Source organism: Thermohahella caldifontis, assembly GCF_041153465.1.
GTDB classification, from domain to species: domain Bacteria; phylum Pseudomonadota; class Gammaproteobacteria; order Pseudomonadales; family Oleiphilaceae; genus Thermohahella; species Thermohahella caldifontis.
The window spans coordinates 439,024-460,071 of record NZ_CP154858.1 but is presented as its reverse complement, the minus strand read 5'-3'; the positions used below and the strand labels follow the sequence as shown (position 1 = coordinate 460,071).

The following is a 21,048-nucleotide window of genomic DNA, read 5'->3' as shown; positions in this document are numbered from 1 at the left end:
CAATACAGGGTTAAAGACACACTAGTGTGAAGTATTGAGGACAACCGATGCCACGGACGCACACATCAAGTGTTAGCCCAAAGCTGTAATGTCCCCTTCTCGCAATTCTAAAATGTCCCCTTTTGGGATACAGGAGGGGGCAATGGCAGAGGAGACCATTGCAATGACGCAAAAAGCGATCGATCGGCTGGCAATCATTCAGCAGGTGACCGCAAAACAGCTTCGGCAACAGGAAGCTGCCCGGCAGCTTGGGCTGAGTGTCCGGCAAGTTAAGCGTCTGGTCGCCCGCTTTCGTCAGAAGGGGCCGTCAGGACTGGTTTCCGGCCATCTCGGTAAACGCCCGGGCAATGCAATTCCCGGGGCCGTGCGCAAGGAAGTACTCTCTCTGGTTCGCACACGCTACCCTGATTTCGGACCAACGCTTGCCTGTGAAAAACTCACCGCACTGCATGGATACAAGCTGTCAGCCGAGACCCTCCGACAGTGGATGATCGCTGACGGACTCTGGAAACCCGGAAAACGCAAGGCCGCCCGGATTCACCAGCGACGTCCCAGACGGCCCTGTCGCGGCGAGCTGATTCAGATTGACGGCTCACCACATGACTGGTTTGAAGGGCGCGGCCCGCGCTGCACCCTGATCGTGTTCATTGATGACGCCACCAGTGAACTGATGGCATTACGCTTCGCCCCGGCCGAGACCACCTGGGCTTACCTGCAGACACTGCAAGGCTATCTGGCCGAGCACGGCCGCCCCGCTGCTTTGTATTCCGACAAGCACAGCATCTTCCGGGTAAACCAACCCGAGCGCGAAGGTGAGCTGACCCAGTTCACCCGGGCTCTCAAAACGCTGGATATCGAGCCCATTCATGCCAATACCCCTCAGGCCAAGGGGCGTGTCGAGCGTGCCAACCAGACGCTTCAGGACCGCCTCGTCAAGGAGTTGCGTCTTGCGGGCATCTCGGACATTGAGACCGCCAATGCCTGGCTGCCGGGCTTTATGCGCGATTTCAACGCACGCTTTGCCAAACCCGCCCAGAACGCCACGGATGCTCACCGCCCCGTTCTGCACACACCAGAGGAGCTGGCGCTCATCCTGTGCCTGCACAACCACCGAAAGCTCTCAAAGAACCTGACCTTTCAGTTCAGGAACCGGGAATACCAGCTCACCGGCTATGGAAAGGGCTATCGGCTCCGGGGCGCCCGGATCACCATCTGTGAAGCACAGGATGGCCATGTGACGGTGCTCCACAAAGGGCATCAACTGGATTGGCAAATCCTGAGCGAAGGCGAGCCCCCGGTCCCTTTGGATGACGAGAAAAGCCTCCACCAACGTGTCGACAAGGCGAGAGCCAGACAAAAGGCATCCTCAGGCAGAAAGCCCGCGCCGGACCATCCATGGCGACGTTCTCCGGTTGGTAAAGCGGCCTCCGGCAGGCAGTCGGTAACCTCCTGAAACAGGATACCCAAAGGGGACACTTTAGCTTTGGTAAAAAGGGGACATTTTAGAATTGGGTTGACAGACGCACACATCAAGAATCTGCACGGCCATCTGGCTGCTGATCCTCACCGCCTGCACACCCGACACCTGGCAGGAACGGGTCAAAAAGGCCATGGAGGACGGCGACCCCATCACCGAAGAAACCTTCAGCCTGCCCATGGAAGACTACACGGACCCGAAACAGTTCGACGGTCCCCGCCTGATGTTCTTCGGCGGTTCCCCCTGGCCACTGCGCTATGCCGACCACAAACATGGCCTGCTGCTCTTTTCCGTCCGGCCCGATGGCTCCGACCTGCGTCTGGTGCTGACCGAAGAGGAACTGTACAAGGACAGCGGACGCAGTGCCTGCTGCATCCGCAGCAGCCTGCATCTCGCCCGCTCACCGGATAACCGCTACGTGGCCTTCGAGTTACGGCGACGCGAGGACATCCCCTACAAGCAACTGCCACCCGGCTCCGGAGGTGAGCTATCCATCTGGCTGGTGGACCTCAAGACCCGCAGGTTCACCCATGTGGATGATGACGGCATTGATCTGAAGTTCACTGCTCAGGGTGACAAACTCTGTTATTTCAGTGGCGACTTCAAATGCTACAACATCCGTACCGGGGAGCATGTCACCCGTTATAACCTGAAACTCCGCTCGGCAGGCTTTGGCTTCCGGGGCGAAGACAACCAGATCGTCAACATCAACCCGGAGCAGATTGAAATCTATTCCTTTGACGGCACCCTGCTGCAAACCTATCCGTTCACCAGTCTGTTCAGGACCTATACGGCCAGACGGCTGGTGACCGGCACGAGCTCATCCATTGTCTCCGAGAACGGCCGCTTTGCCTATATCCTGCTTACAGACGGGACAGGATGGCTGGTGGATACAATCAAAGGCGCGGGCCTGAAAGAAGTTCCGGACACACCGATGCCCTCCGTTTCTGCACTATTGACCCGTGCCGGCGATCTCTACTTGGGGGACCGGGACGGACTCAGGCGCGTATACGGCACCAGCCCCGCGCTCCCTGAACTCATTCCCTATCTGAGCCGCCGTGCGCCTGTCCATCACGACTACAATCCGCTGGGATCACCGACACTGACTTACCGCGCCGAAACACTGATCAATCAATAACCCGCCTCACCGGGAGTGGTGAGATGCAGTTCAGACAGGGAGATAACGATGCCACGGACGCACACATCAAGAATCTGCACGGCCATCTGGCTGCTGATCCTCACCGCCTGCACACCCGACACCTGGCAGGAACGGGTCAAAAAGGCCATGGAGGACGGCGACCCCATCACCGAAGAAACCTTCAGCCTGCCCATGGAAGACTACACGGACCCGAACCAGTTCGACGGTCCCCGCCTGATGTTCTTCGGCGGCTCCCCCTGGCCACTGCGCCATGCCGACCACAAACATGGCCTGCTGCTCTTTTCCGCCCGGCCCGATGGCTCCGATCTGCGTCTGGTGCTGACCGAAGAGGAACTGTACAAGGACAGCGGACGCAGTGCCTGCTGTATCTATGGCAGTGAGCGCCTGGCCCGGTCACCGGATAACCGCTACGTGGCCTTCGAGTTGTGGCGGCGCGAGGACATCCCCTACAAGCAACTGCCACCCGGCTCCGGAGGTGAGGTATCCATCTGGCTGGTGGACCTCAAGACCCGCAAGTTCACCCATGTGGACGACGGAGGTACAAATCTGAAATTCACCGCTCAGAGCGACAAGCTCTGTTATTTCAGTGGGTACTTCAAGTGCTACAACATCCGTACCGGGGAGCGTGTCACCCGTTATGACCTGAAACTGAGGTCCAAGGGATTCGGCTTCCGTGGCGAAGACAATCAGATCGTCAACATCAACCCGGAGCAGATTGAAATCTATTCCTTTGATGGCACCCTGTTGCATACCTATCCGTTCACCAGTCTGTTCAGGACCTATACGGCGAGACGGCTGGTGACAGGCACACTTGCCTCCAACATCTCCGAGAACGGCCATTTTGCCTATATCTCGCTCTCAGACGGGACAGGATGGCTGGTGGATACAATCAAAGGCGTGGGCCTGAAAGAAATTCCGGACACACCCTTGCCAGCTGAAGCCATACTGGGGACAAGCGGTGATCTCTACTTGGGGGACCGGGACGGACTCAGGCGCGTATACGGCGCCAGCCCCGCGCTCCCTGAACTCATTCCCTATCTGAGCCACCGTGCGCCTGTCCATCATGACTACAATCCGCTGGGATCACCGACACTGACTTACCGCGCCAACATACTGATCAATCAATAACCCGCCTCACCGGGAGTGGTGAGACGCAGTTCAGACAGGGAGGGCACCATGTCCGCACAGGTCCAGGGTCCTGCGTGAGGCAGCTGGCGCACCCGGCACGACCTTCCCGAAAAGCCATCCGCCACGCTATAATACCTTCGGCACGCCCCATGCGATGGAAAAGCACACAAGGAATGAACAGATGCCACGGACGCACACATCAAGAATCTGCACGGCCATCTGGCTGCTGATCCTCACCGCCTGCACACCCGACACCTGGCAGGAACGGGTCAAAAAGGCCATGGAGGACGGCGACCCCATCACCGAAGAAACCTTCAGCCTGCCCATGGAAGACTACACGGACCCGAAACAGTTCGATGGTCCCCGCCTGATGTTCTTCGGCAGTTCCCCCTGGCCACTGCGCTATGCCGACCACAAACATGGCCTGCTGCTCTTTTCCGCCCGGCCCGATGGCTCCGACCTGCGTCTGGTGCTGACCGAAGAGGAACTGTACAAGGACAGCGGACGCAGTGCCTGCTGTATCCGCAGCAGCCTGCATCTCGCCCGCTCACCGGATAACCGCTACGTGGCCTTCGAGTTACGGCGACGCGAGGACATCCCCTACAAGCAACTGCCACCCGGCTCCGGAGGTGAGCTATCCATCTGGCTGGTGGACCTCAAGACCCGCCAGTTCACCCATGTGGATGATGACGGCATTGATCTGAAGTTCACTGCTCAGGGTGACAAGCTCTGTTATTTCAGTGGCGACTTCAAATGCTACAACATCCGTACCGGGGAGCATGTCACCCGTTATAACCTGAAACTCCGCTCGGCAGGCTTTGGCTTCCGGGGCGAAAACAACCAGATCGTCAACATCAACCCGGAGCAGATTGAAATCTATTCCTTTGACGGCACCCTGCTGCAAACCTATCCGTTCACCAGTCTGTTCAGGACCTATACGGCCAGACGGCTGGTGACGGGCACGAGCTCATCCATTGTCTCCGAGAACGGCCGCTTTGCCTATATCCTGCTTACAGACGGGACAGGATGGCTGGTGGATACAATCAAAGGCGTGGGCCTGAAAGAAGTTCCGGACACACCGTTCCCGTCTGATAACATACTGGGAGCGAACGGTGATCTCTACCTTGAAGATCGGAAGGGGCTCAGGCGCGTGCACGGCGCCAGCCCCGCGCTCCCTGAACTCATTCCCTATCTGAGCCACCGTGCGCCTGTCCATCATGACTACAATCCGCTGGGATCACCAACACTGACTTACCGCGCCAACATACTGATCAATCAATAACCCGCCTCACCGGGAGTGGTGAGATGCAGTTAAGACAGGAAGGTCACCATGTCCGCACAGGTCCAAGGTCCTGACATAACCGGGAACCCCCGCCAAAACGATCTGGCTCGCCGGCTCGAACAGGATGACATCATCTGCCGGCGCGTATTCACGAAGGATTACGATCCGGACGAGCGCCGTTTCGTACCCGGTGCCAAATGCCGGCCGGCAAGCCATCTCTTTTTCATGATGGAGCTGGACGTACCCCGGAACGACGGCTTGCCGGGGCTGGTGCGGCGTTTTGAGCCTGTATACAGCGATGCTCAGGGTGAGCTGAACCATCTGCAGCATCGCACCACCCCCGATGGCCGTATCGAACTCACGAGGCAGAACTTCATGGCGGGCATCACCCAAGCCATGCATCATCCATCCAAAGGCGCCGGTTTAACCCTTGTGCGGCTACCGGTTCAGGACGTACAGACCATGATGCTGGCATACGGGCGCGAGGAGTGGAAAGCGCAGATGCACAAGCTGCTCAGCGCGCCGGATGTAAAAAAGGATATCCCTTTTATCCCCCTGCAAAAGATTCCCATAAAGGAGATCGACCTGAATGCGTTTCCCGGTCAGGGCAAATCCCTGCAAGATCTCGGACAGATCAGCGGCTTTGCCAGCGCCTTGGTACTGCCTCGCTTCAGAACCGTTTATGTCACATTCACCTCTGCCGATTTGGTCGGTGCTCTGGTCAGCCTGACCTCCATTGACACCGGGAGAAGATTTAGTGACAGAGCTTCTGACACCAATGGATTCGGGGCCTGTGCGGCCATTGGCGGCGCAGGGCAGTATTTCGTCTCTGGCCTCTATTATCTTCATGTGGAACTCCCGAAAGGTGTCCGCCTGAGCCAGGTACTTGGCAAAACTGCAACAGGATTGCCTCCGGACGCCAGGGGTTGGACTCTGATGGTCCACCTGGACTTTCCCATTGAAACCCCGCTGGGTCCGGCACAGGTGGTGCGGGGTGATCCGGTGACCGTGGAGGAAGTGCTGGTACAGCAGTTCCCGGACGCCTGGAAAAGCCGCTGGTCAGCCCGGCTGAAGGCCCTCAATGGCGGCACCTTCCGACCGGCGGAGGCGCCGGCCCTGGATCGTCTGCTCCTGACCGGCGGAGCGGCCAGCAAGTGGGCAGCCGGTACTCTGACCGCCACCTCGGCGCGTGATATCTACTGGAACCTTGCGGACGCATTGCGTGGGTCCCAGTTTTTTGGACGTGATACTGAGCTCAGAAGTTTTGCCAACCTGGTCTTCACCTCTCGCGACATCCGCAATGCCCTGCACGAGGGTAACCGCAAAGCACTGGGGGATCTGGCTGCGCTGAAACAGAAAGGCAGACTGAGAGAGGCAGCCAAAACGGTTTCTTTCTGGAAAGAGGCAAGCAAGACCCTGGGTCTCAATTGGACCGATCCGCTGGAACAGCAAGGGAAGCCGTTCTATCTTTCTACCCTGGACGTCCCCAGATTCCTCAAGGGGCCGCTGGATGTCACCCTGCGTTCCGCTCGGGCTGCCGGCAGTGCACTGGATGTCTTCAGCCTGGCCGCCGCCATCATGGGCATCCCGCAGACCTGGGCCAGCGTGGATCGGGCCGCCAGCCAGCAGGACCATGCGGTGGCGGCCTTCCGTCACCTTGCCGGTGAATATGCCCGCCGGCTGAGCCTGCCGGATACCGGAAGGCCAATGACTGACCACAGTTCTTCCGGGCAGCATTCAGGCTGGCTGCCTGACGATATTCTGCCCGAAGAGCCGTTCAGGAAGGCCCTGAAGCCCCGAAAGCGGATTGCCATGCACACTCTGCGCTTCGGTTACGGGCACAATTTGTCCACCCTGCGCAAGAACGACATGACATTCCTTGCGAGCCTGGCGGACACCCTGGCCGAGAAGCTGAAATCCGGATCGCGGCTAATCATCTCGCTGACCGGGCATGCCAGTACCCCGGGCAGTGACAGTTGGAACCAGTTGCTCTCGGAAAAACGCGCCAGGGAGGTAGAGAAGGCACTGAAGCGGGCCTTGCGCGCCCGTGGAGCTGACCCGGCTGACTATCCGGAATCACTGCGCATTGAAGTGACCGGTCGGGGCGAGTCGGAACCGGTGACAAGGCCGGATGGCAGCGAGGACGAGGCGGCTTCAAAGCGTGTGGTGCTGGACTGCCATGAAGTAGTCGAAGGCGTACCAGCCGCCTGGCTGCCCTGCCGGGAAGCGCAACAGTCACTGGCGCTACGCTGCGATGCCGCCATTGCCGCCAGTCTGGGTTATGACAAGGCGTGGGCGACGACCCTGCTGACCACGCTTTCAGGCGCGTATGACAGTGTCACGGTCATTCTCGGAGTGATTCCCAGCCTGCAGCCCGTTTCCGGCGCCCTGATCGCCGCCAAGGCCATCGCCTCGGCACTTGCTAATGGCGCCGATCTGATCGGGTCCACCGAGGCGGATATCATACGCTCCTCGGAATCTGTCGGTGCCCTGGGGGGTGTCCTGGAGTACGGTCTCGCACTTGCCGGCAATGCGCTGGACTCCCTGGAGCACATCCACAAAAGTCTTGCCGAGGTACGCGACCGGGCCCGGCACAACGAAGTACTCACCCTGACCGCGGCCCGGGATTATGCCCGTGCAGAACAGGCGCCCGACGCAGAGCGGGACGCGCGGCTGGAGTCCTGGACCGCACTGCAGTTTCATCTGCGGTATCAGATACTCAACGGATTGCTGGGCCTGATCCAGCGTGCATGCTGGCTGGCAGTTACCGGGGACGAGCCCAGGCAGAGCAGCCTGGCCAAATGGTTCGACCGGCTCGACATCCCGGGCTACATTGACACCTACCTGCTCAGGGATGGCTGGTTATTTGATACCCGTGAGGCCATACCTGTCGCACCCGATGCATTGTGGCTCTCCCAGGTGCGCAGGCGCTCTTGGTACACCCGTACTGACGGACAAAATGTCATCCGACACACCCCTGAGCATCTGTACATGGCGTCATTCACACATGGACTGCGCTATCATTACCAGCGTCTGACCAGTTACCATGATCTGCCCTGGCGGGATCATGTTTATGCCCGCACCCAAACCCTGTTTCCCCTGCACGGCCAGTTTTCTCAAGATACGGAAATGCTGGCCACCCAACTGGCAACCATTGTCCATACCCTGACACCGGAAAGTGTGGCGTGGACTGATATGTACTGGTGCCCGCGGGGCAAGGCCGGCGAATGGTCACCCTTTCGTTTCCGGTTCGGCCCCTTCGGCAACCACGCCCCCTTGTCACCCTTCGAGCCGGTCAGGATTCTGGTCGTCATGGAAAAATACGAGATCTGGCCCTCCCATGCCGAAGGAATCCCCGACAAGGATTACATGACAGACCCTCTTACCGGAAAACGATTCAGACTGGATAAACATAAAAAGCCCATCCTCCTGAGGCCCTCGCCGGTACCTGTGACGCTCTGGCTGCATCGCTTTGATGGCATCAACGTCAGCTGTCCGCTGATGGATGTCAATCTGCACATCCTGCAGGAGCATGAGCTGCCGGAGGAAGAGCGGCACTATGCCGGACGCCTGGGTGCGGTCATCCATCCGTTCTTTCAGTTTGGCCCCGTAACTCACCACGGGCTGCGTCCCGTGGCGTCGGACAACTGGCTGGACATGGCAGTCGACCTGATGAAGTGGGCGTTCTCCCCGACAGAGCGGAGTGTGGCTGGCGCTACGGCGCGCTCTCTCACATGACCTGTGCCCTGAGCCTGCGCTTCGGCAACGACAAGACGGATTATTTTCTGGCCTGGACTGACCGTGAAATCTCCCGCAACCCGCTTGAAGCATCACACGACAGTCTCTTTACCATGAGCGTTGATCCCGAGCGGGTGCATGAAGTGGACGGACGCAGGCTCAGTGATGAATACCTGCTGACCGACAATGCCTTTCTGACTCAGGAGGCTGTGACTTACGCCTTTCCGAAACTGTTCGACGGCCAGATACGGGTCGAGCTGTTCTTCCGTTTCGACAACGGTCCCTGGCTGCATCCGTCACCGGCTTGGAATGCAGAACGCACCTTCAGCGATCCGGTCACAGGAGTTTTTGCGCCCGAATCTGCCCCAAGTGATCACCTGGCGGATCATGCCCTAGCCATAGCCAGACTCATCTCCATGGCCAACATGAGCAATCTGGAGGATTTGGTGCGCTACCACGCGCTGATGCTCAATGAAGCCGCCTGGGATACCCCCACAGAAATGCTGGTGGTGGTCACCTGTGACCGTCTGGGAAAGGCTTACACGAATGAAGGCGGAGGCCAACACCCTCTGCCACTTCACCCGGTGGGCGTGCAACTGCAGGCGTGCAGCCTGGTTGCACAGTTTGAAAATGACAATACCACGCTGAACCTGCATGATGTGGTCAACGGCCCCATGCTCAGCACGACCGTGACCTCCCAGGGCCAGCTGAACCCCGAACAGACGGATCAGACCAAGCTGCCACCGCTTCTGAAATCCCTCATCGACAGCGCCCCGGTCGGTGCCCGGCAACGCAGACAGACATTGACCACCCTGCTGGGACAAGGTACCCGCCACGTATTTGCCGGCACACTGAAGCTGAATTATCAGGGTCCCAGCGGCCGGACATTCCAGGGGTTGCGCCCGTTCGGGGAATTGTATGGCGAACATTTCAAACGCAAGCAGCCCTTTGCCGCCCTGGGCTTCGGCCGCATTGTCTCTGCCGGCGACAGCGGCCTGGATGTCGAAGGGTGGACACCACAGGATAGCGATCATCACTATCTGCTGCTGATACAACTGCCCGAAACACTGAAGAGCAGTCTCTGGAAGAAGCTGCCGGACGGCACCGATCCGGACACATTGCGGCGCAAGCAGGCGGAAAACGAGACCGAATCACTGACCCGGGATGATCCTGACAGCCCCGCACGCACCATCCTGAAGCATGCCCTGACGCCGGCCCTGCGCTGGGCAAAACTGCCGCAAAACAAGCAGGCTGAACGTTTGCAACGCTGGCTGACCGATGCCGAAGAAGCGACATGGCTGAAACAGAAGTTGCCGAGTGTGCTGGGGGGCAGTTAACGACCCCGCAATCCACCGGATTCCGGATGCGTAGAAGGCATCAATCTCGCGTCAAATTGACCGAGATCATATCCCCTTGGAGGTAAGTGCCACACAATAACACATACCAACTCACCGTTTGGAGGTATGTCAAAATGTACTTGGATGAAGTGGTGATTGCAGGGGTAGGCGTGGTATTGCTGACGCTGGCATTCTTCGGGGGTGTGTATTACATGATCCGCAAGGACGAAGAAAAGCACCACCATTGACGTCAGCCGCCCGGTCCCGGCCTGAATGGCGGGAGCCGCACGGCGTGATCTCCGGTGCCCCGCCGGAAGGCAGCTTTTTCAGGCGCTTTGCTGATCGTCCTCGTGAACCTGCTTGCGAAAACGATGCAGCATCCAGGCGACACCGGCCAGCACCAGGGGCACGGAGGCCCCGGCCACGGCGCCTGAGCTGACCGGCAGCCCCCCTGCCTTGGCAGCTTCACCTGCGTACTTGATCAGGCCAACCGTATAGTAACTGATGGCGACGACGGACAGCCCCTCGACCGCCTGCTGGAGCCTCAACTGCAACCGGCTGCGGCGGTTCATGGACGCCAGCAACGCCTGATTCTGCTGTTCGAGCGAGAGATCCACACGGGCACGCAGCAATGCGTTGGCCCGGTTGATGCGGGTGGAGAGATCATCCAGATAGTCCCGCGTCGACTCGCAGGTCCGCCAGGCCGGCACCAGCCGGCGCCCGAGGAATTCTCTGAGTGTCATCAGCCCCGGAATCTCCGTTTCCCGAAGCTCATCCAGCCGGGCCTGAACCAGCGCATGATATGCCGACGCGGCTGAAAACCGGTAGTTGGTATCCGAGATCAGGCGTTCGGTTCTTGCTGCCAGCACAGAAAGTTCCCTGACCAGGCGCTGTTCATCCTCCAGGCTTTCGATATCCGTGATCTGCTGAATGATGCGTGCCAGCTCTTCATCCATGGACCACATTTGCGGTGCGATGGATTTTGCCAGCGGCAATGCCTGAAGCATGGACATGCGATAGGTTTCCAGCTCAAGCAGGGCGCGAACCAGTCGCCCGAGCTGGCAAGGATTGAGCCGTCGGTTGAGGACCAGGAACCGGCCGAATCCGTCCGCATGAATCCGGTAGGCCGTCCAGACTTCGGCCCCCTCCCCCACAACCTTGCTGCCCAGCAGGCGCTGCCCTTCAAAGTAGCGCCGCAGGGCATCCTTGTCGGTGGGATGCGTATCCGCCTCGGCGATTTCCACATGCAGGGCGGAAAAGACGGCGCCCGGTATCTCCCTGAGCCACTCGGCAGGCAACACATCCAGTGCGGGCTGTGCAAAAGGTTCACCCCCGGTATCCTGAACAATCACCAGATAGGTGGAAAATTCCGTATGCCGTTCCCAGCGCAATGTGAACGCACCAAAATCCTGATAGTAGCAATTGGCATCAGGCAGCGGTGCCGGTACCGCGTAACGCGTGCAGAGCCTGCTGAGATGCGCACGTTCGGCCTCTGCATCCGCAGGCGCTTCAATGGCAAGGTGAGACAAATGCGCGGGATGCGCCAGTGTGGGAAACGGCCGGGTATGCAACTCGTTGAAGAGCGCATCACGTTGTGCACTGAAGGGCAACCCTGAGCGAACCGTCATGAGACAAAAACCTGCGTAGTAATACGTACGGCGCCAAGCATAACGGTGCACCTGCCGAAATGGAAGCGCATGAGAGCCATTCACCGGGTTCGCCGGCATACCTGCCACTTCCTGAAAAAGGCTAACCTTGTGAAAAAACTGGCATAAGTGTCATGTGCGGTTATACTGAATTGACTGATTTTGACCCGTGCTGAAGGTGTTATGCCCACTCCGTGCCGTAATGCGCTGATACCCGTGTTGTTCTTCCTGATCTCTGTCATGGCGGGCATGGCGCGCAGCGATGTGTTGTCCATGGAAGTCGAGTGGGTCAAGGATGTGACCGGCAATCAGTCGCTGGCAGATATCATCGACCTGCCTGCGGAACACTGGCAACGGCTGCCCGACGCACACATTCTCAATCCGGGTTACAATACGGCCGCCTGGTGGCTAAAGGTCACGCCCCGGGTCGGGCCGGCCGACATTCGTCAGGCGGTTCTGGAAATTGCCTTTCCGATGCTCGATTATGTGGATGTGTTCGTTGTTCCCCCGGCGTCACGTCAACCCCGGACACACTGGAGTACAGGAGATCACCTGCCCTTCAATACCCGTCCCGTTGCTTTCGAAAACTTTGCCTTCCCGGTAAGCCGTCTCGACAACGGCACTTGGCCTGTGCTGTACGTCCGGATCCAATCCACGGGTGGTGTCCAGATACCTGTCCAGCTTCACTCTACGGCAGAATTCGTCCGTCACGCCTCCCTGACGTCAACACTCAACAGTCTTTACTACGGCACGCTGGGTATCATTGCCATCATCAATTTGCTGCTCTTCTGGCAGATACGCGAAGAACGGGCCTTCCTGCATTATGCGCTCACCACCCTGGGTTTGCTGCTGCTGATTGCGTCCATGCAGGGCTCCCTGTTCCGCTATGTCCTGCCCAATCATCCCGATCTGTATCAGGATGCACTCCTGGCAGGTATCTTTGCGACCTTGAGCGCGCTCAGCGCTTTCACGCGTCACTTTCTCAACCTCCAGGTTCATGCCCCTCAGATGGCTCTGTTCTATCGTGTTACCCAGCAGGCTGCACTGTTCTTTCTGCTGCTGATTCCGTTTCTGGAATACCAGATCCTGAATCTGGTGGGGGTTTTCCTGGCGGGTCTGACCCTTGTCCCCATGCTGTTTACGGGGCCGGTCTGCTGGTTACGAGGTGTTCCCAGAGCACCACTGTACACGCTCGCCACCGGTATTCTGGCCTGTGGCGCCCTGATCACCACACTGGCCAACCTGGCGCTGATACCCGCGACTCTATGGTCCCGGTATGCCATCCAGGTCAGCTCCGCCGTGGACGCCGTAATGCTTACCGTTGCGCTAGCCATGCGCATGGGAGATGAACACCGGGAGCGGGATGCGCATCAGGCGGCGGCGGAACGTTCCCGGGCCGCGCAGCAGGCGGCCCAGAAGGAACTGCGACGGGCTTCTCTGATGGATGACAGCGTCGATCTGCCCAACGCGCATCTGCTGCGCAGCCGTCTTCAGTCCGAACACCGCCAGCGTGTGGCAGGCGGCCTCGTGCTGCTCCGGATTCCCCAGCTCAACAGCCTCGGCACCATACTGGGTCCGGAATTTCTGGCTGAAGCCCGTACGGCCCTGGTCGCCAGGCTGTCGGCACTGCTGTCAAGGGAAAATGCCATTCGCCCGGTTGTCGGGCCCGATCTGAACCGCAGCTATCCCCTGGCCAGTGTGGATACGGCCTGTTTTGCGGCCTTGCTGCATGCGGGGCGTCGGTTGACTGAATCCCGGTTACGGTACTGGATCAGCGAGATTGAGAAACCCATAGTCATTCACGACCGTCCAGTCCGCTTTTCCCTTCAGGCGGGTATCGTTGTCCCGGAAAGTGCGCCCAGGGATCCGGATCAGTGGCTGCACTGCGCTCAGTGGGCCTGTGACACCCTCTCAGACAATCAGTCCGGATTTTCCGCCTATACGGGCGAAGTGCTGGCCCTTCACCAGCGCAGACAGCATATTATCCAGGCACTGGAGCCGGCACTGCACAATCGTGAGCTGCGGCTGTATTACCAGCCACAGCTCAATCTCATGACGCAGCGGGTCGAGGGTGTCGAAGCACTGCTGCGCTGGCATCACCCGGAGATCGGCACAGTTCCGCCGGATGAACTGGTCAGTATCGCCATCCAGACAGGGCTGATCCGACCGCTGACCCAATGGGTGATTCAACAGGGGTTGCACGATCTGGTGATCCTCAGGGAGCACGCACCCTGGCTGAGACTGTCAGTCAATGTCTCGGCACGGAATCTGGAAGAATGGGATTTCAGCACCACGGTGCTGGAGTCCCTGACGCGCTTCCGGCTGCCGGCTTCCTGCCTCTGCATCGAAATCACCGAAACCGAATCCTTTATCGCGCCGGATCAGGCGCGACAGGCACTGGACCGGCTCCACGAGGCAGGCGTGCAGATCTCGATGGACGATTTCGGTACCGGGTATTCCAATCTGGCTCAGCTCTCCAGCCTGCGCCTGACGGAACTGAAGGTGGATCGCAGTCTGACCCGGATTGATGGCGATACCAGACGCTACCAGGTCCTGTCCAAGACCATATCCATGGGCAAGGTCCTGGAGTGCTCGGTGGTGGCCGAGGGCGTGGAAGATCAGGCGCAACTCAAGCAACTGCATGCACTGGGCTGTGATCTGATCCAGGGCTATTACCTGCATCGCCCGGAGCCCCTGGAGGCCACGGCTCAGTGGCTGCGGGATTTTGATCCCTGGGCATTCGGGTTGCAGAAAAAGGCCTGATCGGGCACCCAATCGATTCGCCAGCCTGCAGTTTCCGGCTCTGGCAGGGTGTCCAGCCAGCGATCACCCAGGGCCAGGACACGACTCCCCGAACACAACAACGGCCAGACATCACGCAACCAGGGCGGGATGCCATTTGCCTGAAAGCTGTCCTTGAGCGGTTTGCCCTCCTGATGCCGGGACGGCAACCGGTCCCCTTGCTGGCGCCCCCTGATCGTCAGCCCCTCGGGTGGCGGGGCCGCCAGCCAGGCACCCCAGCTGACCCAGCGCAGCGTCAGCCGTCCGGTAGCCAGAGACAGAACGGTATCCTCGCCCGCCACGAGGTGAAGGTCGATTGGCTCCTGCTTCGCCGTCATCACCTGTGCAGGAACCCAGTACAGGTCATGACGATACCGGGCCGCCATGCCCGCTTTCAGATGCAGGCGGGCCGCCTGACCGGCATGCAATTCGCGGATGAATTCCGCAAGCATCGATTCCGGCACCGGTTGCCCCGCGCGCTCGCTCAGCCAGCACTTCAGCGTACTGTTCTGCATGTCCGGGCTCAGACGGCTCCAGACATCCAGAGGCAGCACGGTGTCGGCCTGCATGGCGGTGAGGACGTCCCGGGCCGCGCTGTCCGCCGCCTGCAAGCGTTGACGCATTCTGGCCTGCAGGGCGGTCAGACGCCGGTTCAGATCCGGCCAGCGCCCGGTCAGACGGGGCAGAATATCGTGCCGGATGAAATTGCGGTCAAAGACCGTATCCCGGTTGCTGGGATCCTCGACCCAGTGCACGGCACGGTGCCTGGCCCAGACCCGCAGCACGGCACGAGGCAGGTGAAGGAAGGGCCGGTACAGCGTTCCCGCTCCCAGCCCGCGGCTGATGGGCATGCCCATGAGATCCTCCGGCTGAGCCCCCTTGAACAGGCGCAGCAACACGGTCTCAAGCTGATCATCCTGATGATGGGCCATGAGCAGGCAGTGACCGGGTGCCAGCACCTCTTCAAAGACCCTGTAACGCGCCTCACGGGCAGCCGCTTCCAGACCCTGCCCTGTCGGCTCCACAACCACATCGTGGCGCATGCAGGGCACGCCGAGCCGCTCCGCCTCCCTGAGACAGAGACGGGCCCAGCTCTCGGCGTCCGGGTGCAGGCCATGGTGAACATGGATGGCTGTCAGTGGTGCCATGCCCTGAGCAACACAGGCATGCAGCAGCACCATGGAGTCCAGGCCACCACTGAGTGCCACCACGTATCCTGATGCGACAGGGGCGCGACCAAGCGCTTCCCGGATCAGGTGGTCAGCCTGTTCAGCCGAGATAGCGCTCAAAGTCGGTGAGCTTTTCATAGCGCTGCTGCACCAGCGTATCCCGGTCCAGTGCAGTCAGCTCGTCCAGGGCCTGTGTCAGCTGCAGCTTGACCTGCGCTGCGGCCATGTCCGGATCGCGATGCGCCCCACCCAGCGGCTCGTCGATAATGCCATCAATCAGATTCAGTTCCTTCAGGCGCTTTGCGGTGATGCCCATGGCCTCGGCGGCTTCGGCGGCATACTCTGCACTTTTCCAGAGAATGGATGCACACCCTTCGGGTGAAATCACTGAATAGGTGGCGTACTGAAGCATGTACAGCCGGTCACACACCCCAATGGCCAGTGCCCCCCTGAACCGCCCTCCCCGATGACGGTGGAAATGATCGGTGTACGCAAACGTGACATGACCGCAAGGTTGACGGCGATGGCCTCACTCTGCCCCCGCTCTTCCGCACCGATTCCCGGATAGGCACCGGGCGTGTCAATGAAGGTGATCACGGGCATGCGGAAGCGCTCCGCCATTTCCATCAGTCGCAATGCCTTGCGATAGCCTTCCGGACGGGGCATGCCGAAATTGCGTTTGACCTTGTCCTTGATCTCCCGGCCTTTCTGGTGTCCGATCACCATGACCGGCTTGCCATCCAGGCGGGCGATCCCGCCCACAATGGCCTGGTCATCAGCGAACTTGCGGTCACCGTGCAGTTCGTCAAAATCCTCGAAGATGCGTTCCACATAGTCCAGCGTATAGGGACGCTTGGGGTGGCGCGCAAGGCGGGCGATATCCCAGCTCGACAGGTCGCGGAAGATTTCCTCCGTCAAGGCCCGGCACTTGGTTTCCAGGCGGTTGATCTCGTCCTGCAGATTCACATCCTTGCCGGTGCTGACGAGCTTCAGTTCCTCGATTTTTTCTTCCAGCTCCACGATGGGCTGCTCGAAGTCCAGATAGTAAGGGTTGTGCTGGCGTTCTTGTCCTGACATGATTTGCCATCCACGGGCCGGTCAGATCCGGCCCTCAGTTGAATTCCAGTTTGACGCGATCCTGGCCCAGCAGGCCCTGCAAATGGATCACCAGATCATCGGCGGGCTTCACCCGCCACTGTTCACCCAGTCTGACCGCTGCACGGGCCCCGGGCCTTGTGTACTCGATGCGCACCGGACAACCTCCCCCGGCATAACCGGTCAGAGTGTGCTGCAGCTGACTCACAAGCCCTCTATTAAAGTCGTCTTCGTCCAAAAACAAAATAAGCTCTTTGGCGTACTTGAGGCGCGCAGTGGTAATGTCATCCACGGACTTGGCCCGCATCCGCAGCTCGCCCGAGTACTCGTCCTCATCCACCTGCCCTTCCACAATCAGGATGGTGTCCATGTTCAGCAGCGGACGAGCCTGCTCGAAGACCTCTGAAAACAGGGCCACCTCGATCCGTCCGGAACGGTCATCCAGGGTCACGAAGCCCATGTACTGGCCCTTCTTGTTCTTCATGATGCGCTGGGCCACAACCAGACCGGCCGCCTTCTGGTCATCCCGGGCGGCGTGCAGGTCACTGATGGGCGTCCGGACCATGCGCCGGACTTCCTTTTCATAGCCATCGAACGGATGGCCGGTGAGATAGAGCCCGAGGGTTTCCTTCTCCTGCTGGAGTTTCTCCTTGTCCGGCCACTCGCGCAGATGGGCCGTGGAGGCATAGGGATCACCGTTCTCGTCAGCAAGATCCACGTCGCCGAACAGGTCCCCCATGCCGATATTCTGATTGCGACCATGCTGATCGGCCAGTGCCAGGGCTTCGGGCAGCGAGGCCATCAGGCGGGCGCGGCTGGGCCCGATGGAATCCATGGCGCCGGAACGGATGAGTGCTTCCAGGGCCCGCTTGTTCACCTTGCGCAGGTCCACCCGCTTGCAGAAATCGAACAGGTCCCTGAACGGGCCACCCGTCTTGCGGGCTTCCAGAATGGCACTCACCGGACCTTCTCCGAGGCCCTTGATGGCCCCCAGCCCATAAACGATCCGGTTCTGGTCGTCCACGGTAAACGTGTACTGGCTGAGGTTGACGTCGGGTAGCACGAGCTTCAGCTTCATGCGCCGGCATTCTTCCACCAGGGGCACCACCTTGTCGGTGTTGTGCATGTCCGCCGTCAACACCGCCGCCATGAAGGGTTCCGGATAATGGGCCTTCAGCCATGCCGTCTGGTAGGAGACATAGGCATAGGCCGCAGAATGCGACTTGTTGAAGCCATATCCGGCGAATTTTTCCACCAGGTCGAAGATTTTCTCGGCAAGATTCTTGTCGATACCGTTCTTTTCGCAACCCTCCAGAAAGATGGCCTTCTGCTTGGCCATCTCTTCCGGCTTCTTCTTGCCCATGGCACGGCGCAGCAGGTCGGCACCGCCGAGGGTGTAACCCGCCATGACCTGAGCAATCTGCATGACCTGTTCCTGGTAGAGAATGATCCCGTACGTAGGCTCCAGGATGGGCTTGAGGATATCCAGCTGATACTCGGGGTGCGGATAGGAAACCTTGGCGCGGCCGTGCTTCCGGTCAATGAAGTCCTGCACCATGCCGGATTGCAGCGGACCCGGACGAAACAGGGCCACGAGGGCGACAATATCCTCGAACCGGTCAGGCTGGAGCCTGCGGATGAGATCCTTCATGCCCCGGGATTCCAGCTGGAAGACGGCGGTGGTTTCCGCGTTCTTGAGCAGGTTGAAGGTGGCCTCATCATCCAGGGGGACATCTTCGATGGCCAGAGGCGGCTCACCCTTGCGAGCCCTTATGGGGTTGATGATGTCCAGGGCCCATTTGATGATGGTGAGGGTACGCAGCCCCAGAAAGTCGAACTTGACCAAGCCGGCCTGTTCCACGTCGTCCTTGTCAAACTGGGTGACCATGCCGCCACCCTCTTCGTCCGTATAGACGGGCGCAAAATCGGTCAGCTTGGTGGGGGCGATGACCACGCCACCGGCGTGCTTGCCCACGTTTCGGGTGATACCTTCAAGCTTGAGGGCCATCTCCCAGACTTCACGCGCCTCGTCATCGTTTTCGAGGTACTCGCGCAAGGGTTCCTCGGCCTCCCAGGCTTTTTTCAGCGTCATGCCCACTTCAAAGGGAATGAGCTTGGAGAGGCGATCCCCCAGTGAATAGGGTTTGCCCTGTACCCGCGCCACATCACGCACCACCGCCTTGGCCGCCATGGTGCCAAAGGTGATGATCTGGGATACGGCGTCACGGCCGTAGGTGTCGGCCACATAGGCGATGACCCGGTCCCGGCCTTCCATGCAGAAGTCCACGTCAAAGTCGGGCATGGACACCCGCTCCGGGTTGAGGAAGCGTTCGAAAAGCAGCGCATACTGAAGCGGATCCAGATCCGTGATCTTCAGGGCATAGGCCACCAGGGATCCGGCACCCGACCCCCGGCCCGGGCCCACGGGGACGCCGTTGTTCTTCGCCCACTTGATGAAGTCCATCACGATGAGGAAGTACCCCGGGAAGCCCATCTGGGTGATGATATCCAGCTCGAACTTCAGGCGGTCGTAGTAGGTCTGCCGCTTGGTCTCATAATCCGGATCCGACGGATCCAGAATTTTCTGCAGCCGTTCTTCCAGGCCCTCCTCACTGACCTTGATGAAGTATTCATCCATGGTCATCCCTTCGGGAATGGGATACTGAGGCAGATAGTAGGTGCCCAGCTTCAGGGTCACGGTACAGCGCCGTGCGATTTCCACCGTATTCTCAAGGGCTTCGGGAATGTCGGCAAACAGCTCGGCCATTTCTTCCGGCGATTTGAGATACTGTTCCTCGCTGAACCGCCGCTCGCGCCGCGGATCATCCAGTGTCACGCCTTCGGCAATGCAGACACGGGCTTCATGCGCTTCAAAATCCGACCGTTCGAGGAAATGTACGTCATTGGTGGCCACCACGGGCAGGGAGAGATCGGTGGCCAGGCTGACCAGATCATGGAGGCAGGTTTCGTCACCCGGCCGTCCGGTGCGCTGCAGCTCGATGTAATAGCGGTCGGGAAAGACGCCGGCCCAGTGTGCCGCCCGCTCCCGGGCCGCTTCCGGGTGTCCGTTGATCAGCAGCCGGCCCAGTTCACCATCCTGAAAACCGGAGAGTGCAATCAGGCCTTCGGGCTGCTGTTCGATCCACTCCGGGCGAATGAGGGCCAGCGGGCCGTGACGGCCTTCCGTATATCCCCGGGAAACGATCTCGGTCAGATTGCGGTAACCGGTATCGTCACAGGCATAAAGGGTCATGCGATGGGGCTGTTCAGGATCCTCCGGGTTGTACAGCCAGATGTCCGCCGCCGCAACCGGTTTGATGCCGGCACCCTGACAGGCCTTGTAGAACTTGACCATGGCACACATGTTGGACTGATCCGAGAGTGCCAGTGCTGGCATGCCCATTTCCGCTGCCCGTGCCACCAGCGGCTTGATCCGCACCAGTCCGTTTGTCAGGGAAAATTCGCTGTGTATGCGCAGATGCACAAAAGATGTCATTCAAACCCGTCCTGACTGATGGCCCCGGAGGACTTCCGCTTCCAGGGCACGCAACATTTCACTGTAGTGTTTCTGATCCGGCCGGCAGCTCACGACACTGACCGCCACGTCCTGATGCAGCGTCCGCCGGATACGTTCGGCAAGGCGACGCAACAGTTGCTCTGCACCGCCCGGACCGGTTTCCGGGAGCAGTATCCGGATATTTGAGGCATCGGTCAGGCAAACCGCGTCCGAGAGCCGGAGCTGGCCTTCCAGCCAGATCAGCACGCTCATCGCATCGGCTCCCGGCGCCAGCGTCAGCTGGGCAAAACAGAGCTGCTCACCGTAACGCTGCGCCCGCTGAAACTCCCGCATGAGCTGATATTCAAAGGCATGCCGGGTCCAGCGTCCCGTGACCGGCGCCTTGTCCGGCTCAGTGACCAGACAGGCTACCCGGCCACCCGATTCCATGGTGCTGATCACCAGGGATCCGGCGCCCGGCAGTGCCACACTGACAGGCTGAGCCCCCGGTTCCGCTTCAGCCAGTGCCTGTTCCGCCTGCTTTCTGACGTGGCCTTCCAGTCTCGCCCAGGCCGCATTGACCCAGGCCGGATGATCGGGCACCACCACCAGTACGGGCAATGCCAACGCATTCAGCCAGTCGCGCAAGACCGGATGGTCAACTGTTTCACGGAGTCGGTTTTTCATAGGGTGAGTATGGTAGCGCATTTACCCGCATGGCACATCATTCGGATCTTTTA

The 21,048-nt window shown here is 59.7% G+C and carries 12 protein-coding genes and 1 pseudogene; 8 read left to right on the top strand and 5 right to left on the bottom strand.

Features of this window, described 5'->3' with window-relative positions:
- Window positions 1–142: 142 nt before the first annotated feature.
- From AAIA72_RS02200 to ccoM, 7 genes are all read left to right on the top strand, one after another.
- Window positions 143–1,453 carry an ISNCY family transposase gene (locus AAIA72_RS02200; protein WP_369599988.1) on the top strand — a complete coding sequence of 437 codons (1,311 nt, stop codon included), beginning with the start codon at window positions 143–145 and terminating at the stop codon, window positions 1,451–1,453.
- A gap of 157 nt (window positions 1,454–1,610) precedes the next feature.
- Complete coding sequence (locus AAIA72_RS02195; protein ID WP_369601821.1) at window positions 1,611–2,615, top strand: hypothetical protein; 1,005 nt, start codon at window positions 1,611–1,613, stop codon at window positions 2,613–2,615.
- Window positions 2,616–2,663: 48 nt separating this feature from the next.
- Window positions 2,664–3,764, top strand: a complete 1,101-nt coding sequence (locus tag AAIA72_RS02190) for a hypothetical protein (protein ID WP_369601820.1) — start codon at window positions 2,664–2,666, stop codon at window positions 3,762–3,764.
- 181 nt (window positions 3,765–3,945) lie between these two features.
- A complete protein-coding gene (locus tag AAIA72_RS02185) occupies window positions 3,946–5,046 on the top strand; it encodes a hypothetical protein (RefSeq protein ID WP_369601819.1) in 1,101 nt (366 codons plus the stop codon).
- A gap of 48 nt (window positions 5,047–5,094) precedes the next feature.
- Window positions 5,095–8,784, top strand: a complete 3,690-nt coding sequence (locus tag AAIA72_RS02180) for an OmpA family protein (RefSeq protein ID WP_369601818.1) — start codon at window positions 5,095–5,097, stop codon at window positions 8,782–8,784.
- Window positions 8,781–10,121, top strand: coding sequence for a hypothetical protein (locus AAIA72_RS02175; RefSeq protein WP_369601817.1), 1,341 nt, complete (start codon window positions 8,781–8,783; stop codon window positions 10,119–10,121). Before AAIA72_RS02180 ends, AAIA72_RS02175 begins: the two co-directional genes overlap by 4 nt.
- A gap of 134 nt (window positions 10,122–10,255) precedes the next feature.
- Window positions 10,256–10,369, top strand: a complete 114-nt coding sequence (ccoM, locus tag AAIA72_RS02170; RefSeq protein WP_369601816.1) for a cytochrome c oxidase subunit CcoM — start codon at window positions 10,256–10,258, stop codon at window positions 10,367–10,369.
- 78 nt (window positions 10,370–10,447) lie between these two features.
- On the opposite strand, the gene AAIA72_RS02165 is transcribed toward ccoM, so the two are convergent.
- Window positions 10,448–11,749: a DUF3422 family protein gene (locus AAIA72_RS02165; protein ID WP_369601815.1), complete on the bottom strand. Its 1,302-nt coding sequence runs from the start codon at window positions 11,747–11,749 to the stop codon at window positions 10,448–10,450.
- 201 nt (window positions 11,750–11,950) lie between these two features.
- Here AAIA72_RS02165 and AAIA72_RS02160 point away from each other — a divergent pair, with 201 nt between their 5' ends.
- A complete protein-coding gene (locus tag AAIA72_RS02160) occupies window positions 11,951–14,530 on the top strand; it encodes an EAL domain-containing protein (protein ID WP_369601814.1) in 2,580 nt (859 codons plus the stop codon).
- Here AAIA72_RS02160 and tilS read toward each other — a convergent pair.
- From tilS to AAIA72_RS02140, 4 genes and pseudogenes are all read right to left on the bottom strand, one after another.
- Complete coding sequence (gene tilS / locus AAIA72_RS02155) at window positions 14,476–15,837, bottom strand: tRNA lysidine(34) synthetase TilS (RefSeq protein ID WP_369601813.1); 1,362 nt, start codon at window positions 15,835–15,837, stop codon at window positions 14,476–14,478. The genes AAIA72_RS02160 and tilS overlap by 55 nt on opposite strands.
- Window positions 15,818–16,794, bottom strand: a pseudogene (gene accA / locus AAIA72_RS02150) (acetyl-CoA carboxylase carboxyl transferase subunit alpha). The gene tilS and the pseudogene accA overlap by 20 nt, the downstream one beginning before the upstream one ends.
- Before the next feature lie 34 nt (window positions 16,795–16,828).
- Complete coding sequence (gene dnaE, locus AAIA72_RS02145) at window positions 16,829–20,308, bottom strand: DNA polymerase III subunit alpha (protein ID WP_369601812.1); 3,480 nt, start codon at window positions 20,306–20,308, stop codon at window positions 16,829–16,831.
- Window positions 20,309–20,995 carry a hypothetical protein gene (locus tag AAIA72_RS02140; protein ID WP_369601811.1) on the bottom strand — a complete coding sequence of 229 codons (687 nt, stop codon included), beginning with the start codon at window positions 20,993–20,995 and terminating at the stop codon, window positions 20,309–20,311. It lies immediately after the preceding gene.
- Window positions 20,996–21,048 lie beyond the last annotated feature (53 nt).

What these genes read in the sequence shown, in the direction of transcription:
- AAIA72_RS02200 (WP_369599988.1), top strand. Translation starts at nt 143, where the DNA reads ATGGCAGAGGAGACCATTGCAATGACGCAAAAAGCGATCGATCGGCTG.
- AAIA72_RS02195 (WP_369601821.1), top strand. Translation starts at nt 1,611, where the DNA reads ATGGAGGACGGCGACCCCATCACCGAAGAAACCTTCAGCCTGCCCATG.
- AAIA72_RS02190 (WP_369601820.1), top strand. Translation starts at nt 2,664, where the DNA reads ATGCCACGGACGCACACATCAAGAATCTGCACGGCCATCTGGCTGCTG.
- AAIA72_RS02185 (WP_369601819.1), top strand. Translation starts at nt 3,946, where the DNA reads ATGCCACGGACGCACACATCAAGAATCTGCACGGCCATCTGGCTGCTG.
- AAIA72_RS02180 (WP_369601818.1), top strand. Translation starts at nt 5,095, where the DNA reads ATGTCCGCACAGGTCCAAGGTCCTGACATAACCGGGAACCCCCGCCAA.
- AAIA72_RS02175 (WP_369601817.1), top strand. Translation starts at nt 8,781, where the DNA reads ATGACCTGTGCCCTGAGCCTGCGCTTCGGCAACGACAAGACGGATTAT.
- ccoM (WP_369601816.1), top strand. Translation starts at nt 10,256, where the DNA reads ATGTACTTGGATGAAGTGGTGATTGCAGGGGTAGGCGTGGTATTGCTG.
- AAIA72_RS02165 (WP_369601815.1), bottom strand. Translation starts at nt 11,749, where the DNA reads ATGACGGTTCGCTCAGGGTTGCCCTTCAGTGCACAACGTGATGCGCTC.
- AAIA72_RS02160 (WP_369601814.1), top strand. Translation starts at nt 11,951, where the DNA reads ATGCCCACTCCGTGCCGTAATGCGCTGATACCCGTGTTGTTCTTCCTG.
- dnaE (WP_369601812.1), bottom strand. Translation starts at nt 20,308, where the DNA reads ATGACATCTTTTGTGCATCTGCGCATACACAGCGAATTTTCCCTGACA.
- AAIA72_RS02140 (WP_369601811.1), bottom strand. Translation starts at nt 20,995, where the DNA reads ATGAAAAACCGACTCCGTGAAACAGTTGACCATCCGGTCTTGCGCGAC.